Genomic DNA, 14,928 nt, shown 5'->3' on the forward strand with positions numbered 1-14,928 from the left:
ATCAGGCCCCGACGCGACGGCGTCGCGCGTCGGGGCGGGCGGCGCTCAGACCGCCGGGATCGGATCCTCGCCGAAGCGGTTCGGACCTGCGGTGCCGCGCGAGCACATCCACACGAGCAGCAGGATCGCGCCGACGATCGGAATGAACCCGAGCAGCAGGAACCAGCCCGAGCGGTTCGTATCGTGCAGGCGGCGCACGCTGACCGCAATGCTCGGAATGATCAGCGCCAGCGAAATCAGGAAGATCGCGCCGAGCAGCAGCAGCATGATCAGGCTCGCGTCGCGGCCGATCGCGCCGATCACCTGTGCAGCGACCGAAAGAACGCCGGTCAGCAGCGCGAAATACCAGTATTCGGCACGACGCGCACGGCCTTCGAATTTCGCGTATTGATTGAGTACGGAACGAACAGCCTCGGAAAAATTCATCTTTATTACCCTCCTGTTTTATATTGGCGACCCCGGAAACAACGCCGGAATTATATGTTTGAATTTCGGCAGGCTCCATCTCTTTTCACATGCCGGGCCGGCGTACACCCCGTCGCACGGCGCTGGAACGGCTGTCATGGCGTGATGTCGCGCCACGGACTTGCATGCCGCGTCATTTTAATAAATCTTGAAGACCTGACAGAGTCGACAGCCTCGGATAATCCAGCATTTGATTACAACCGAATGAATCCAGGCGCGATCGATAATCGATCCGGTCGCGCGGCATTCGATTTACCGGCCGGTATTACGCCATCGCTCCGGCCGACGCGGCGCGCGTCGAAAGCGCCGCGTACGGGCCCGGCCACCGCTTCCTCGACCATACGACGGCGGTGCGCGACGGCCGGCTTCCGGCCCGGGCCCTAACCGGCCGCCGCCCGCTGCAGCGCACCGAGATCGAGCTTCTTCATCGTCATTACCTGCGCCATCACGCGCTCGGCGCGTGCCGGATCGCCCGTCATCAGCTCGGACATCTGCACGGGCACGACCTGCCACGACACGCCGAAACGGTCGCGCAGCCAGCCGCACTGCTTGCGCGCGCTCGTCGCCGCCTTCGGACAGGCGTGCCCAGTAGCGGTCGATCTCGTCCTGGTCGCGGCAGTTGACGACGAACGACACGGCCGGCGTCATCTGGAACACGGGGCCGCCGTTCAGCGCGACGAACGCCTGCCCGTCGAGCTCGAACGCAACCGTCATCACCGCGCCCTCGGCCTGCCCGGACGCGTGCGCGCCGGCCTTGCCGTAGCGCGCGACGTGCACGATGCGCGCGTTGTCGAACACCGACACGTAGAAACCGGCGGCCGCCTCGGCGTCGTGGTCGAACCACAGGAACGGCGTGATGCGTTGTATGCGCTGGCTCATGGCGCTGTCTCCTCGATGTCGTGCCGGCACCGGTGCCGGTCTTACATCGTAGGTGCTGCGCCCGCGCACGGCGGCGATCCGATCCGTAGTGCGCGCGCGGTTTCCGGATAAAAAAAGGGGGCGATTGCTCGCCCCCTCTTTGCTGCCTGCGGCCGTGCCGCGTCAGAACGCGACGAAAGGCGCCGCGCCGCCGCTCGAGCGCTTGTCCATCCCGAAGTAGATCGTCTTGCCGTAGAAGTGCGGCATGCCGAGATCGAGCCATCCGGACGAACCGAACGGGCCCGCGATGTCGTTGAACGCGAACGTCGACGCGTTCGAGAACAGCGTATCCGCGTTCGCGACGGGCATCGACACGGTGCCGCTCGCGCTGTTCTGGCCGGTCAGCGTCGCCGTATAGGTGGTCGTCGACGACGGGCAGTAGAACTGCGTGTTCCTCGAACAGACCGTCTGCGCCGAATCGTTGAAGAAATACGCGTTCGAACCGGTATCGAAGAAAGCCGTCACCGTGCTGCCGAGGAACGACGCGCTGACGTCGCCCGTCGTGGTCGACGTCATGACGGTGGACGCACCGAGCCCGTTGTTGCCCTGCGTGCCGATCCCGAAGATCAGCAGGCCCGTCGCGCTGGCCTGCCCGCTGGTCGAGATGGTCGGCATCTGCACGATCACGCCGTTGTTGTCGGTCGCGAAACGATGAACCGGGTTGGCGACCTGCTGCGCGACCGGCACGAGCGCGATCGCGCAGCTCGCATTGCCGTTCGGGCACGCGTAGTAGTTGTTGCTCGACGACGTCGACGTCGCGCAGGTCGTGCCGCAGTCGACCGGTGCAGGCCCGATGCCGAGGATGCCGTTCGCGCCGAGGTCGCGCACCGTGTTGGCCGACGCGCCGCCGTTCGTGCACGAGCTCGGCACGTTCGTCGTGCCGAGGTCGCCGATGATCTGCACGGGCAGCGAGTTCGCCTGTTCGGTGCCGATCGACAGGTCGACCGTGCGCACCGAGCCCCACGTGTAGCTCGACACGAACTTGCCGCACTCTGCGACCGGCGCGCCGCCGCTCGTCACCTGCGGCAGGCTGTTGAGCACGCCCGACGCCGCGCTGCCGACGAGCCGCAGCCCGTAGGACGCGGTATCGACGAGCACGTTGTTGACCACCTGGCAGGTCGACGTGCCCGGCGCGCAGACCTTCACGCTGACGGTCGGGATGTTGATCACGTTCGCGGCGCCGGTGCCGACGGTGATGACGGCCGTGTTCGCGGTATTGCCGTCCGACACGGTCGAACCGTTGCCGCCGCCGTTGTTGCCGGAGCTGCCGCCGCCATCGCCGCCGCCATCGCCGCCGCATGCCGTCACGAGCACGGCCGTCGCGGCCGCGAGGCCCAGCACGCCGAGCCAGCGCTTGAATTTACGAGGAATTCTCAAGATCGCTCTCCCGCTGTCACTGGATGTCGTTGCCGGCGAGGCCGGCAGGCAGCGCCGCCGGCAGCCACGCCTGGCCCGAGAAGGCGCCCATGTGGCCGCCCGTCCGGATCACGAGGCCGCTGGTGTCGACGGACACGGGCGCGCGCCAGCCGCGCGCCGCGTGCGCCGCCTGGACGCCGGCGGTGTACTGCGGGAAATAGCTGCCGAGCAGCGACGCGAGATCCGGCATCGTCGGCCCGCGCCATGCGAGGCCGAACACGCTGCCGGCGGCCGACGTGTATTCGTGGATGACGGTGCCCGATCCGAGCGTGATCTCGCGGACGGTATAGGCGGCCGTGCTCGTCTGCACGCCGTCGGCCGAGCGCATCGCGCGCTGCATCGCACGCACGGTTGCAGCCTGATCGTCCGCCGGCGGCGACATCGGCGCGCCGCCCAGTTCCGCGTGTGCGTGGACGGTCCACAGCACACCCATTGCAGCCGCCGCGTGCGCGACGGCCCAGCCCAAGCGTTCCAGCTTCACGTTCCCTCCCAAGGGACTGGCTTCGTTGCCGGAGGCGCAGCCATCGTGCCCGCGCCGCCAGCCAACATATGAAAGTCGTATGAATGACGCTCCGTTGCTGCTGACGCGTAGTATGCCTGCTGAGTGTGTCAAAGTGTCAATTCGACACAGCCCGTACAGCGTCGCGCGTGCGCGGCGAGCGTGGGAAAACGTGGTGGGAACGGCGCGACGCACGCATCGGGCGGCCCCGCGAAACGGGGCGCGCCGATGCGCCGCGGCAGGATCAGAAACCCAAGCTCGCGAGCAGGTCGTCGACCTGCCCCTGGTCCTGGACCACGTCGGATTTGCCTTCCGGCGCGATCTGCGGGCCGTTCAGCAGCGATTCGGGGCTGCCGGTCGAGCTCATCTGCTCGGCCGCGAGCGCGGCCGCGGTAGCCGCGAACTGTTCGCGCCGCTCGGGCGCGATGTTCTCGACGAGCACGGTGAGGAGCTGCTGCTCGATCAGGTAGACCATGTCCATGATCTTCTTGATCACCTGCCCGGTCAGGTCCTGGAAATCCTGCGCGAGCATGATCTCGAGCAGTTGCGCGCTGGTCGCCGACGTCGACTCGGGCAGCGTGCGCAGGAACGTACGCGTGTCGTCCATCAGCTCGCGCACTTCCGCGTGCTCGATCGGCGCCGCGTACCACTGCGCCCAGCGCGCGTCGAGCGCCTCGGCCTCGTTCTGGATGCGCTCCTGCATGGGCTTCGCGACCTCGATCGCATTCAGCACGCGCACGGCGGCCTGCTCGGTCATCGTCGCGACGTAGCGCAGCCGGTCGCGCGCATCGGGCACGGCTTCCGCCGCGCGCTCGACATGCTTGTCGAGCCCGAGCTCGCGCATCGAATCGCGCAGCGCCCGCGTGACCTGGCCGATGCGCGCGAGAATGCGGTCGCTCGCGAAATCGGCGCCTTCTGGGTGGCTGTCGGCGCTGAACCCCGCGCCGGCGAGCGCCGCATGGATCGGCTCGTTCACGTCAGCTCCCGGTCTTCGCCATTTTGTCGATGATCTTGTTCAGCTTCTCGTCGAGCGTCGCGGCCGTGAACGGTTTCACGACGTAGCCGCTCGCGCCCGCCTGCGCGGCCGCGATGATGTTCTCCTTCTTCGACTCGGCCGTGACCATCAGCACCGGCAGGTGCGTGAGCGTCGCGTCCGCGCGGATTTCCTTCAGCATCGCGAGGCCGTCGAGGTTCGGCATGTTCCAGTCCGAGATCACGAAGTCGAAGCCGCCGCCGCGCAGCCGCGCGAGACCGGCCGCGCCGTCCTCGGCCTCGTCGACGTTCGTGTAGCCCAGTTCCTTGAGCAGGTTGCGGACGATCCGGCGCATCGTCGGGAAATCGTCCACCACCAGGATTTTCATGCTCTTGTCCATCGTCGTTCCTTTCCAGATTCGTTTCCGTCGGGACGCGTATCGTGGCACGCGCCCCGTGACATTCCATTCACACGCGCTGCACGCGGTCGCCCATCGTCGCCAGTCGCGCCATCACGCGGCGGCTCATGTCGGCGAGCGGTGCGATCTCGTCCGCGCCGCCGAGCGCGATCGCCTCGCGCGGCATCCCGAACACGATACAGCTCGCTTCATCCTGGGCGAACGTGTAAGCGCCCGCGCGTTTCATTTCCAGCAGGCCGGCCGCGCCGTCGCGGCCCATCCCGGTGAGGATCACGCCGATCGCGTTCTTGCCCGCGTGCGTCGCCGCCGAGCGGAACAGCACGTCGACCGACGGGCGGTGGCGGTTCACCGGCGGCTCGTCCGACAGCTGCGCGATGTAGTTCGCGCCGCTTCTCGCGAGCAGCAGGTGCGCATGGCCCGGCGCGATGTACGCATGGCCCGGCAGCACGCGCTCGCCGTGCTCGGCTTCCTTCACCGCGATCCGGCACAGGCCGTTCAGCCGCTGCGCGAACGATTTCGTGAAGCCCGGCGGCATGTGCTGCGCGATCAGCACCGCCGGCGCATCCGGCGGCAGCGGCGTCAGCACTTCGCGGATCGCCTCGGTGCCGCCCGTCGACGCGCCGATGATGATCAGCTTCTCGGTACTGACGAGCGGATTGTTGATCATCGGCGCGGCCGGCTGGCTGTCCGCCGTGCGCGCGGCGGCCTGCGGCTGCGGCGCCTGCCGCACGCGTGCGCGCGACGCCGCGCGGATCTTGTCGGCGAGCTTTTCCGCGTAGTCGAGCATCCCGTCGCGAATCCCGACGCGCGGCTTCGTGACGAAATCCACCGCGCCCAGTTCGAGCGCGCGCAGCGTGATCTCCGAGCCGCGCTCGGTCAGCGACGACACCATCACGACCGGCATCGGCCGCAGGCGCATCAGCTTCTCGAGGAAGTCGAGCCCGTCCATGCGCGGCATTTCGACGTCGAGCGTGAGCACGTCGGGGTTGTGCTGCTTGATGAGCTCGCGCGCGACGAGCGGATCGGGCGCGGTCGCGCACACCGTCATGTCGGGCTGGCTGTTGATGATCTCCGTCATCAGGCTGCGGATCAGCGCCGAATCGTCGACGCACAATACTTTGATCTTCTGCACTGCGGTCATGCCTCCTGCTTTTTCGATAGGTTCCCCGCGTACGCGCTTCCGGCGCCCGGGCTCCCGGCATATGGGTTCGCCGCCCGCACACCGGCGGCACTGCCCGCGCCGGTGCCGGTGCCCGCGCCGGTGCCGCCCGGGCTCGCGCCGCGCGCGCCGAACAGCTCGATGCGCGGGCGCGCCGGCTGCGGCGCGGCCGGCCGCTTCGCCGCGAACAGCTCGACGTGTGCGCGCGGCCGGGCGGCGCGCTCGGCCTCGCGCGCGAGCGCGGCTTCGCGCTCGGTGACGCCCGGCACCTGCAGCCGCAGCTTCTTCACCATCGCGCGCCCCGTGTGCGGCATGAACGCGACCTTGCGCGGGTGCACGCCCTGCAGGTCTTCCGCCGTGATGCGGATGCGTTCGAGCGCGAGGTAGCGGCGCACGAAATCCGCGTTGCGATCGCCGATGTTGATGGTCGTCATCCCGGCCAGCACGGCCGCGCCGCCGAACACCTTCGCCTCGATGCGCTCGCGGCGCCCGCCGGCCTTGATCAGCTCGTTGATCAGCACTTCCATCGCGTACGCGCCGTAGCGCATCGATTCCGACGCGGCCGCGCCCGGATCGGTGCCGTCGTCGGGCAGCATGAAGTGGTTCATCCCGCCGATGCCCGCGTACGGGTCGTGCAGGCACGCGGCCACGCACGAGCCGAGCACGGTCATCAGCACCATGTCCTCGGACGTCGTGTAGAACTCGTTCGGCAACAGCTTCACGCCGGGACGGCCGAAGTGGTTGTCGAAATAGCGATTGGTCGCGATCGGCAGTGCGCTCATCCGCGATCTCCATAGGCGGGCGCGGCGTCCGCGGCCCGCGCACGCACGGGCGACGGCATGGCGGCCGCCGCGGGCGCCTGCGCGCCACGCGGCCGCGCACCCTGCGCGGCGTCGCGCGTCAGTTCGTACACCGTCTGCCCGCGCAGCCGGAACGCCTGCGTGACGTACGTGAAGTTCTCCGAATGACCGGCGAACAGCAGCCCGCCCGGCTTCACGAGCGGCTCGAAGCGCGACAGCACCTGCCCCTGCGTCGGCTTGTCGAAATAGATCATCACGTTGCGGCAGAAGATCGCGTCGAACGGCTTCGCGATCCCGTAGTCCGCATCGGTCAAATTCAACTGCTCGAAGCGGATCATCGCGCGCAGCTCGGGGCGCACCTTCACGCGGCCGGCCTGCGCGCCCGTGCCCTTCAGGAAGAAGCGCTTCAGCCGCTCGGGCGACAGGTGCTTGACCTGGTCGTACGTATAGATACCGGCTTCCGCCTTCGCGAGCACCTGCGTGTCGAGATCGGTCGCGAGGATCGATGCGCCGCGCGCCGCCGATTCGCCGAGCGCCTCGATCAGCGTGATCGCGATCGAGTACGGCTCTTCGCCGGTCGATGCCGCCGAGCACCACACCGACACGGGCGCCGGCCGCCCCTTCACGAACGCCGACAGGATCGGGAAGTGGTGCGACTCGCGGAAGAACGCGGTCAGGTTCGTGGTCAGCGCATTGGTGAACGCTTCCCACTCGAGCGGATCGTCTTCCTGCTCGAGCAGGTCGAGGTAGTCGCGGAACGTGTCGAGGCCGCGCGCGCGCAGCCGCCGCGCGAGACGGCTGTACGCCATGTCGCGCTTGTGCTCGGACAGCGAGATCCCCGCGCGTTGGTGGATCAGCGCGCGGATGCGTGCGAAATCCGCGCCCGTGAACGCGAAGTCGCGCCCCGGCTCGCCCGCGCGAGGCGAGGCATCCGGTGCATCGGGTCGAAACGGCGCGCGCGCGTTCGGCATGGCTTAGAAGGTCTCCCAGTCGTCGTCGGACGTGCCGGCCGCGGCCAGCGCCGGCTTCTCGCCGTTCAGCGCGGGGCGCACGAGCGCGGGCTTTGCGGCCGGCTTGTCCGCCGGGGCGGCGGCCGACTTCGCGAGACGCGGCCCGTAGCCGCCTGCAGCGGCGCCGCGGGACGCGGGTGCTTCCTTCTGCGCGCGCGCGCCGGGGTCGGCCGCGCGCTTCGATTGGCTTGCGCCCGCGGCGCCCGCCGCGGCCGACGTAGCCGCATGCGACGCCGGCGCGGCGCGCCGTGCCGGTTGTGCGGCAGCCTGCGGTGCCGGCAGCGCGGCGACCGGCGCAGCGTCGCGATGCGGCTCCGACGGCTCGTGCGCGACCGGCCGCGCAACGCCGCGCGCCGGCGCGAGCGCGATGCCGCCCGCCACGCGCCAGGCCGACACGATCGTCTTCATCTGGCGCGTCTGCTCCTCGAGCGACGCGGCCGCGGCCGCCGCCTGCTCGACGAGCGCCGCGTTCTGCTGCGTAACCGAATCCATCTGGCCGACCGCGCGGTTGACCTGCTCGATGCCGGTCGACTGCTCTTCCGACGCGGCGCTGATCTCGCCCATGATGTCGGTCACGCGGCGCACGGCCTGCACGATCTCGTCCATCGTCGTGCCCGCGCGCGCGACGAGCGCAGACCCGCTGTCGACCTTCCCGACGGAATCGCCGATCAGCTGCTTGATTTCCTTCGCGGCGCTCGCGCTGCGCTGCGCGAGCGAGCGCACCTCGCCCGCGACCACCGCGAAGCCGCGGCCCTGCTCGCCCGCACGGGCGGCCTCGACCGCCGCGTTCAGCGCGAGGATGTTGGTCTGGAACGCGATGCCTTCGATCGTGCCGATGATGTCGACGACCTTGCCCGAGCTTGCCGCAATGTCCTGCATCGTCGACACGACCTGGCCGACCACCTCGCCGCCCTGCGTCGCGATGTCCGACGCGTTCACCGCGAGCTGGCTCGCCTGCCGCGCGTTCTCCGCGTTCTGCCGCACGGTGCCAGTCAACTGCTCCATGCTCGACGCGGTTTCCTGCAGCGACGCGGCCTGCTCCTCGGTGCGCTGCGACAGGTCGATGTTGCCGGTCGCGATCTCGCGCGCGCCGACGTCGATCGATTCGGTGCCGCGATGCACGGACTGCACCATCGTCGTGACGGCGTCCTGCATCCGCTTGATACCGCCGAACAGGCGTCCCATCTCGTTCGTGCTGGACACGTTCACCGGCTGCGTGAGGTCGCCGCCGGCGATCCGCTCGAAGTGCGCGATCGCGTCCTCGAGCGGCTTCACGATCAGCCCGCGCATCGCGAAGCGGATCGCGATCACGACGACGAACGCGATCGCGATGCCGGCCGTGATCAGCGCGACCATCAGCGAGATCTGCGTCTGCGTCGTGGCCTGGCGCTCTTCCGCGCGCTTCTGCAGCGATGCGATCACGGCCGCCGCCGTCTGGTCGAACGCGACGAACATCGGGCTGATCTTCGCGTCGGCAATCGCGTGGTACGCCGCCATGTCGCCCGCGCGCGCCGCGGCAAATTCGGGCTCGACGCCTTCCTTCACGATCGTCGTGTAGCGGGCGGTGAGCTCGTCGAGGAGCGCCTGCTCGACACCGAGCTTCGGAATCGACTGGAACGCCTGCCAGTTCTGGTTCGACTTCGTATACAGCTCCTGCGCCCGGTCGAGCACCTTCGCCGCCTCGGCCGCATTGCCGGCTTCGGTCAGCGTACGGAAGCGGTCGAGCGCAACGCGCGAGCGCAGCAGGTGCGCGGCCGTGTCGTCCAGCGTGTGGATCGCCGGCAGGTCGACGTGCGCGATCTCGTCGAGCGAACGGCTCGCGTGATCGAGCGCGTAGAGGCCGAGCCCGCCGACCGCGGCGGCCAGGCACACGAGAATGAGTCCGACCGCCGTGAGCGTCGTGCGGATCGACCAGTTATGCAACATTGCAGATTCTCCCGAAATTCCTGCGCGCGCGGCGCACTTAACCGCCGAGCGCCTCGATCAGCGCCATTTCACGGCTCGACATCAGCTTCTCGATGTCCATCAGGATCAGCATCCGGCCGTCGACCGTGCCGAGGCCCGTCAGGTACTCGGTCGTCAGCGTCGCGCCGAATTCCGGCGCCGGCATGATCTGGTCGGTCTGCAGCGTCAGCACGTCCGACACGCCGTCGACCACCATCCCGACCACGCGATGCGCGACGTTCAGGATGATCACGACGGTCTGGTGGTCGTACTCGACGCGGCCGAGATGGAACTTGATCCGCATGTCGACGATCGGCACGATGATCCCGCGCAGGTTGATCACGCCCTTGATGAAATCGGGCGCGTTCGCGATGCGCGTGACGCTGTCGTAGCCGCGGATTTCCTGCACTTTCAGGATGTCGATCCCGTATTCCTCGTCGCCGAGCGTGAACACGAGGAATTCCTGGCCCGTCGCGTCGCCTTGTTCCGCGTCGCGGCGGCTGGTTGCCGCGTTCGCCGCGGCCGGATTGATCATTTGGACTTCAGCAGACACTTTTGCCCCCAATCGGTTGTATGGCGAGAGTTAGAACATCGCGAGCTCGGCGCCGCCACGGGCGCCGTGCGTCGCACGGGTTTCACGGTTCAGCGCCGCGACGTCGACGATCAGCGCGACGCTGCCGTCGCCGAGGATGGTCGCCGCCGAGATGCCGTGCACCTTGCGGTAGTTGGTTTCGAGGTTCTTCACGACCACCTGCTGCTGGCCGACCAGCTCGTCGATCAGCATCGCGAAGCGGCGCCCCTCGGTTTCCATGATCGTGACAATCCCCTGCGTCGGGTCGGTGCGCGCGTCCTCGACCGAGAACACCTCGTGCAGCGCGACCAGCGGCAGGTATTCGCCGCGCACGCGCACCACGCGCTCGCCGTTGCCGACCGTGTAGATGTCGTCGTTCGACGGCTGCAGCGACTCCATCACGAAGTTCAGCGGCAGGATGAAGATCTCGCTGCCGACCTTCACCGACATCCCGTCGAGGATCGCGAGCGTCAGCGGCAGCACGATCCGCGTGGTCGTGCCGCGGCCGGCCTGCGACGTAATCTCGACGTGGCCGCCCATCGACTGGATGTTGCGCTTCACGACGTCCATCCCGACGCCGCGGCCCGATACGTCGGTCACCGTCTCGGCGGTCGAGAAGCCCGGCGCGAAGATCAGCTGCCAGACTTCGTCGTCGCTGATGTTGTCGGACACCGGCATGCCCTGCTTCGCGGCCTTCGCGAGGATCCGCTCGCGGTTCAGGCCCGCGCCGTCGTCGCTGACCTCGATCACGATGTTGCCGCCGTGATGCGCGGCCGACAGCACGAGCTGGCCGACCGCGTCCTTGCCGGCGGCGACGCGCTTGTCGACGGTTTCGATCCCGTGGTCGAGGCTGTTGCGCACGAGGTGCGTGAGCGGGTCGATGATCCGTTCGATCAGGCTCTTGTCGAGCTCGGTCGCCTGGCCGAACGTGACGAGCTCGACCTGCTTGCCGAGCTTGCCGGCGAGGTCGCGCACGAGCCGCGGGAAGCGGCTGAACACGTAGTCCATCGGCATCATGCGGATCGACATCACGGCTTCCTGCAGGTCGCGCGCGTTGCGCTCGAGCTGCGCCATCCCGTTGAACAGGCGGTCATGCAGCGCCGGATCGAACGCGCTCGCGGTCTCCGCGAGCATCGCCTGCGTGATCACGAGCTCGCCGACGAGGTTGATCAGCTGGTCGACCTTCTCGACGCCGACGCGGATCGAGCTGCCTTCGGCGCCCGATGCGGCCGCGGCGGCCGGGCGCGCGCGCTTGTCGTCGTGATGCGCGGCGGCCGGCGCCGCGTGTTCGGCCTGCGGCTGCTGGGGTTGCTGCTGCGGCTGTGCCGTTGCGGCAGCCGCGGCCGGCTCGACGGTTGCTGCGGGAGCCGGCGCCGGTGCGGCCGGTTGCGGCGCGGCGGCCTGCGGCGCGAATACCTCGACCCGCGCGGGCTGCGCGGCAGCGGCCGGTTCGGCAGCCGGTGCCGCGGCGTCCTGCGCGGCAGCGGGTGCCGCCGGCGCGGCCGGCGCGGCCGGCGCCGTGCCATGCGCGATGCGGATCTGGCTTTCGTCGATCACGAAGCAGCACACGGCGACGATGTCGTCGGACGGCACGTCCGATTCGAGCCACAGCGTCAGGTCGGCGCCCGCTTCCTCGCGGCTGACGATCCGGCCGAGGTTGCCGAGCTCTTCGCTGAGCAGCTCCCGGTCCTTCGCGTCGACGCCTACCAGCGTGATCTTCAGGTGCGGGCCGTCTTCGCCCGCGTCGGCCGCCGGATGCGCGGCCGCGACGGCCTGCTCGACCACATGATCGGGCGCGCGATCGCCGCCGGCGGCGAGCTCCGCGGCCGGGGCAACCCGTGCAGCCGGTGCGGCAGCAGCGGCGACCGGCGCGGCCGCAGCGGCCGCCGGCGTGCCCGCGCCGCTTTCGGCCTTCAGCCGTTCGAGCTTCGCGCAGATCGTCGCGGCGGCCGCCGCGTCCGGTTCGGCGCTCGCGCGGTAGTCCACGAGCTGGTCGGACAGCACGTCCTTGGTCTCGAGGAACGCGTCGATCATCTCCTTGGTCAGCGTCAGCTCATGGTTGCGCGCGCGGTCGAGCAGCGATTCGAGGATGTGGGTCGTATCGGTCAGCGCGGAAAAGCCGAACGTCGCCGCACCGCCCTTGATCGAATGCGCGGCGCGGAAGATCGCGGCCAGGTCTTCGGGGTCGGGCGAGTCGACGTCGAGGTTCAGCAGAAGCTGCTCCATCTGCGCGAGCAGCTCGTCCGCTTCGTCGAAAAAGGTCTGGTAGAACTGCGTGATATCGAGAGTCATGCCCGGTCACCGGTTGGATTCGTCGCGTTCATTTCAGGAAGCAGCCGGCTCGGACAGCGTCGCGACCAGGTCGACCAGCACGACCGGATCGATCGGCTTCTCGATCCAGCCGGTCGCGCCCGCGTCGCGCGCGGCATCCTTGAAGGCATCGCTGCCCTCGGTCGTCAGCACGAGGATCGGCGTGTTCGCATACGCGGTCAGCTTGCGCAGCGCGGCGATCACCTCGAGCCCGTTCTTGCGCGGCATGTTCTGGTCGGTCAGCACCAGGTCGTACGGCGCGGTCGCGGCCATGTCGAAGCCGGCTTCGCCGTCCGGCGCCACCGTCACGTCGTAGCCGGCCTGCGCAAGCGTTGCCTGCAGCAGCGCACGCATGGTCGCGGAGTCGTCGATGGCGAGAATGGTTCGGATCATGTCTGTCTCGGAATCGTGGAAACGTCAGGGTTTCGGCGCCACGGCGACGGCGCTCGCAACGACCGGACGCGCGGCCGGCGACGGGCCGGCGAGCTGCTGCGCGAGCAGCTTCGAGCCCGCCGCATCGGCCGACAGCGTCGTGGTCGTCGCGTCGTCGCGCATCAGCGCTTCTTCGGATTTGCGGTTCAGCACGATCACGCTGATCCGGCGGTTTTCCGGATCGAGCGGGTCGGCCTTGTTCAGGTTCTGCGTCGACGCGAGGCCGAGCACGCGCAGCACTTTCGCCTCGTCCATGCCGCCGGAAATCAACTCGCGGCGCGACGCGTTCGCGCGGTCGGCCGACAGTTCCCAGTTGCTGTAGCCGCCCTCGCCGCCCGCGTACGGCACGGCGTCGGTGTGGCCCTGGACGATGATCCGGTTCGGCACGTCGTTCAGCGTCTTGCCGATTTCGCGCAGGATGTCGCGCATGTACGGCTCGACGTGATCGCTCGACATCGCGAACATCGGCCGCTTCTGCGTATCGACGATCTCGATGCGCAGCCCCATCAGCGTCGAGTCGATGCGGATCTGCTGCTTGAACTGGCGCAGCGTCGGGTTGGCCTCGATCGCGGCCATCAGCTTGATCTGCAGGTCGTGCAGGCGCGCCTGCTCGAGCCGCTCGATCGAACCCTGCGCCTGCGCTTGCGCATGCTCGTCGACCGGCTTCGCGACGCGCTCGGCGAGCGACGTCGTGCCGTCGGTGCGGCGCAGCGTGCCGGCGTCGGTGCTCGACAGGTCGCGGCCGCCGCCGTTGATGATGCTGGAGTCCTGCGAGTTGCGATCGCCGCTGCCGAACAGCGCGGCCTTCAGCGGCGTGTTGAAGTATTCGGCGATCCCCTTCAACTGCACCGGCGTGACCGAGCTCAGCAGCCACATCAGCAGGAAGAACGCCATCATCGCGGTCATGAAATCCGCGTACGCGAGCTTCCATGCGCCGCCGTGGTGGCCCTTCTTCGCCGGGGCCACCCGCTTGACGACGATCGCGCGATCCTTGCTTTTGCTCATCGGTCGCTCCGCGTCACTTCGCCTTCACGCGGCGCACGTGCTCTTCGAGCTCGGAAAACGACGGCCGCTCGGTCGAGAACAGCACCTTGCGGCCGAACTCGACCGCGATCGCCGGTGCATAACCGTTCAGCGTCGCGAGGATCGTCACCTTGATGCACTGGAACATCTTGGTCGACTCGGCGACGCGCTGCTCCGCGAGGCTCGCGAGCGGCCCGATCAGCCCGTACGACAGCAGGATCCCGAGGAACGTGCCGACCAGCGCCTGCGCGATCATCGCGCCGAGCACCGCGGGCGGCTTGTCGGCGGACGCCATCGTGTGCACGACGCCCATCACGGCCGCGACGATGCCGAACGCCGGCATCGCGTCGCCGACGCGCATCAGCGCGTGCGCCGGGCCTTCGCCTTCCGCGTGGTGCGTCTCGATCTCCTCGTCCATCAGGCTCTCGATCTCGAATGCGTTCATGTTGCCGCCCACCATCAGGCGCAGGTAGTCGGTCAGGAATTCGACGATGTGGTGATCGGCGAGGATCTTCGGGTATTGCGTGAAGATCGGGCTCTTTTCCGGATCGTCGATGTCGGCCTCGAGCGTCAGCGTGCCTTCCTTGCGCGCCTTCGCGAGCAGCACGTACAGGAGCGCCATCAGCTCCATATAGACGTCCTTCGTGTATTTCGAGCCCTTGAAGAGCGTCGGCAGCACGCGCAGCGTGGCCTTGATGGTCTTGCCACCGTTGCCGAGGATGAATGCGCCGACGCCGGCGCCCACGATCATCAGGATCTCGACGGGCTGGATCAAGGCGCCCAGATGCCCGCCTGCCAGCGCATAACCGCCGAAGACGGACAACAGCGTCACGAGTGTTCCCACGATAATCAGCACTGCCTGTCCCTCATGAAAGACCGGCGGGAAGATCGCCGTTAAACAGGTTTACGGCAGTCGGCAGGAAAACTTTCGCGGCCGCCCGGCAGCCGCCCGACGGTGTTTACCAGCAATTGGCAGACGGTTCGCGCGGC

Annotated in this window: 14 protein-coding genes and 1 pseudogene; all 15 read right to left on the reverse strand. The window is 68.4% G+C overall.

Annotated elements, in window-relative coordinates; translation table 11 throughout:
- Window positions 1-45: 45 nt before the first annotated feature.
- A complete protein-coding gene (locus GD429_RS29655; RefSeq protein ID WP_152862377.1) occupies window positions 46-426 on the reverse strand; it encodes a DUF805 domain-containing protein in 381 nt (126 codons plus the stop codon).
- Window positions 427-845: 419 nt separating this feature from the next.
- A pseudogene (locus GD429_RS29660) lies at window positions 846-1,344 on the reverse strand (VOC family protein).
- Between the two features lie 162 nt (window positions 1,345-1,506).
- Window positions 1,507-2,760: a DUF3443 domain-containing protein gene (locus GD429_RS29665; RefSeq protein WP_152862378.1), complete on the reverse strand. Its 1,254-nt coding sequence runs from the start codon at window positions 2,758-2,760 to the stop codon at window positions 1,507-1,509.
- Window positions 2,761-2,776: 16 nt separating this feature from the next.
- Entirely contained in the window at window positions 2,777-3,280 is a 504-nt protein-coding gene (locus tag GD429_RS29670; protein WP_174422189.1) for a DUF2844 domain-containing protein, read from the reverse strand.
- A 262-nt stretch (window positions 3,281-3,542) separates the two neighbouring features.
- On the reverse strand, window positions 3,543-4,274 hold the full coding sequence (gene cheZ / locus GD429_RS29675; RefSeq protein WP_034183906.1) for a protein phosphatase CheZ: 732 nt from the start codon (window positions 4,272-4,274) through the stop codon (window positions 3,543-3,545).
- A gap of 1 nt (window position 4,275) precedes the next feature.
- Window positions 4,276-4,671 (reverse strand): chemotaxis response regulator CheY, encoded by a 396-nt coding sequence (cheY, locus tag GD429_RS29680; RefSeq protein WP_026045350.1) that lies wholly within the window; start codon window positions 4,669-4,671, stop codon window positions 4,276-4,278.
- Window positions 4,672-4,738: 67 nt separating this feature from the next.
- On the reverse strand, window positions 4,739-5,830 hold the full coding sequence (locus GD429_RS29685; protein ID WP_152862380.1) for a protein-glutamate methylesterase/protein-glutamine glutaminase: 1,092 nt from the start codon (window positions 5,828-5,830) through the stop codon (window positions 4,739-4,741).
- The gene (gene cheD, locus GD429_RS29690) at window positions 5,827-6,630 is read right to left on the reverse strand and encodes a chemoreceptor glutamine deamidase CheD (protein ID WP_152862382.1); all 804 of its coding nucleotides are present in this window, start codon (window positions 6,628-6,630) and stop codon (window positions 5,827-5,829) included. The genes GD429_RS29685 and cheD overlap by 4 nt, the downstream gene beginning before the upstream one ends.
- A complete protein-coding gene (locus GD429_RS29695; protein ID WP_152862384.1) occupies window positions 6,627-7,619 on the reverse strand; it encodes a CheR family methyltransferase in 993 nt (330 codons plus the stop codon). The genes cheD and GD429_RS29695 overlap by 4 nt, the downstream gene beginning before the upstream one ends.
- Window positions 7,620-7,622: 3 nt before the next feature.
- A complete protein-coding gene (locus tag GD429_RS29700; protein WP_152862386.1) occupies window positions 7,623-9,584 on the reverse strand; it encodes a methyl-accepting chemotaxis protein in 1,962 nt (653 codons plus the stop codon).
- 37 nt (window positions 9,585-9,621) lie between these two features.
- Window positions 9,622-10,137: a chemotaxis protein CheW gene (cheW, locus tag GD429_RS29705; protein WP_152862388.1), complete on the reverse strand. Its 516-nt coding sequence runs from the start codon at window positions 10,135-10,137 to the stop codon at window positions 9,622-9,624.
- Between the two features lie 48 nt (window positions 10,138-10,185).
- Window positions 10,186-12,465 carry a chemotaxis protein CheA gene (cheA, locus tag GD429_RS29710; RefSeq protein WP_152862390.1) on the reverse strand — a complete coding sequence of 760 codons (2,280 nt, stop codon included), beginning with the start codon at window positions 12,463-12,465 and terminating at the stop codon, window positions 10,186-10,188.
- Between the two features lie 33 nt (window positions 12,466-12,498).
- A complete protein-coding gene (locus tag GD429_RS29715) occupies window positions 12,499-12,876 on the reverse strand; it encodes a response regulator (protein WP_034183898.1) in 378 nt (125 codons plus the stop codon).
- 24 nt (window positions 12,877-12,900) lie between these two features.
- Entirely contained in the window at window positions 12,901-13,920 is a 1,020-nt protein-coding gene (motB, locus tag GD429_RS29720) for a flagellar motor protein MotB (RefSeq protein WP_152862392.1), read from the reverse strand.
- A gap of 13 nt (window positions 13,921-13,933) precedes the next feature.
- Window positions 13,934-14,794: a flagellar motor stator protein MotA gene (gene motA, locus GD429_RS29725; RefSeq protein ID WP_011350592.1), complete on the reverse strand. Its 861-nt coding sequence runs from the start codon at window positions 14,792-14,794 to the stop codon at window positions 13,934-13,936.
- Between the last annotated feature and the right edge of the window lie 134 nt (window positions 14,795-14,928).

Origin of the sequence: Burkholderia sp. BE17 (genome assembly GCF_009362305.1) — a bacterium.
GTDB classification, from domain to species: Bacteria; Pseudomonadota; Gammaproteobacteria; order Burkholderiales; family Burkholderiaceae; genus Burkholderia; species Burkholderia pyrrocinia_C.

What these genes read in the sequence shown, in the direction of transcription:
- GD429_RS29655 (WP_152862377.1), bottom strand. Translation starts at nt 426, where the DNA reads ATGAATTTTTCCGAGGCTGTTCGTTCCGTACTCAATCAATACGCGAAA.
- cheY (WP_026045350.1), bottom strand. Translation starts at nt 4,671, where the DNA reads ATGGACAAGAGCATGAAAATCCTGGTGGTGGACGATTTCCCGACGATG.
- GD429_RS29685 (WP_152862380.1), bottom strand. Translation starts at nt 5,830, where the DNA reads ATGACCGCAGTGCAGAAGATCAAAGTATTGTGCGTCGACGATTCGGCG.
- cheD (WP_152862382.1), bottom strand. Translation starts at nt 6,630, where the DNA reads ATGAGCGCACTGCCGATCGCGACCAATCGCTATTTCGACAACCACTTC.
- GD429_RS29695 (WP_152862384.1), bottom strand. Translation starts at nt 7,619, where the DNA reads ATGCCGAACGCGCGCGCGCCGTTTCGACCCGATGCACCGGATGCCTCG.
- GD429_RS29700 (WP_152862386.1), bottom strand. Translation starts at nt 9,584, where the DNA reads ATGTTGCATAACTGGTCGATCCGCACGACGCTCACGGCGGTCGGACTC.
- cheW (WP_152862388.1), bottom strand. Translation starts at nt 10,137, where the DNA reads ATGATCAATCCGGCCGCGGCGAACGCGGCAACCAGCCGCCGCGACGCG.
- cheA (WP_152862390.1), bottom strand. Translation starts at nt 12,465, where the DNA reads ATGACTCTCGATATCACGCAGTTCTACCAGACCTTTTTCGACGAAGCG.
- GD429_RS29715 (WP_034183898.1), bottom strand. Translation starts at nt 12,876, where the DNA reads ATGATCCGAACCATTCTCGCCATCGACGACTCCGCGACCATGCGTGCG.
- motB (WP_152862392.1), bottom strand. Translation starts at nt 13,920, where the DNA reads ATGAGCAAAAGCAAGGATCGCGCGATCGTCGTCAAGCGGGTGGCCCCG.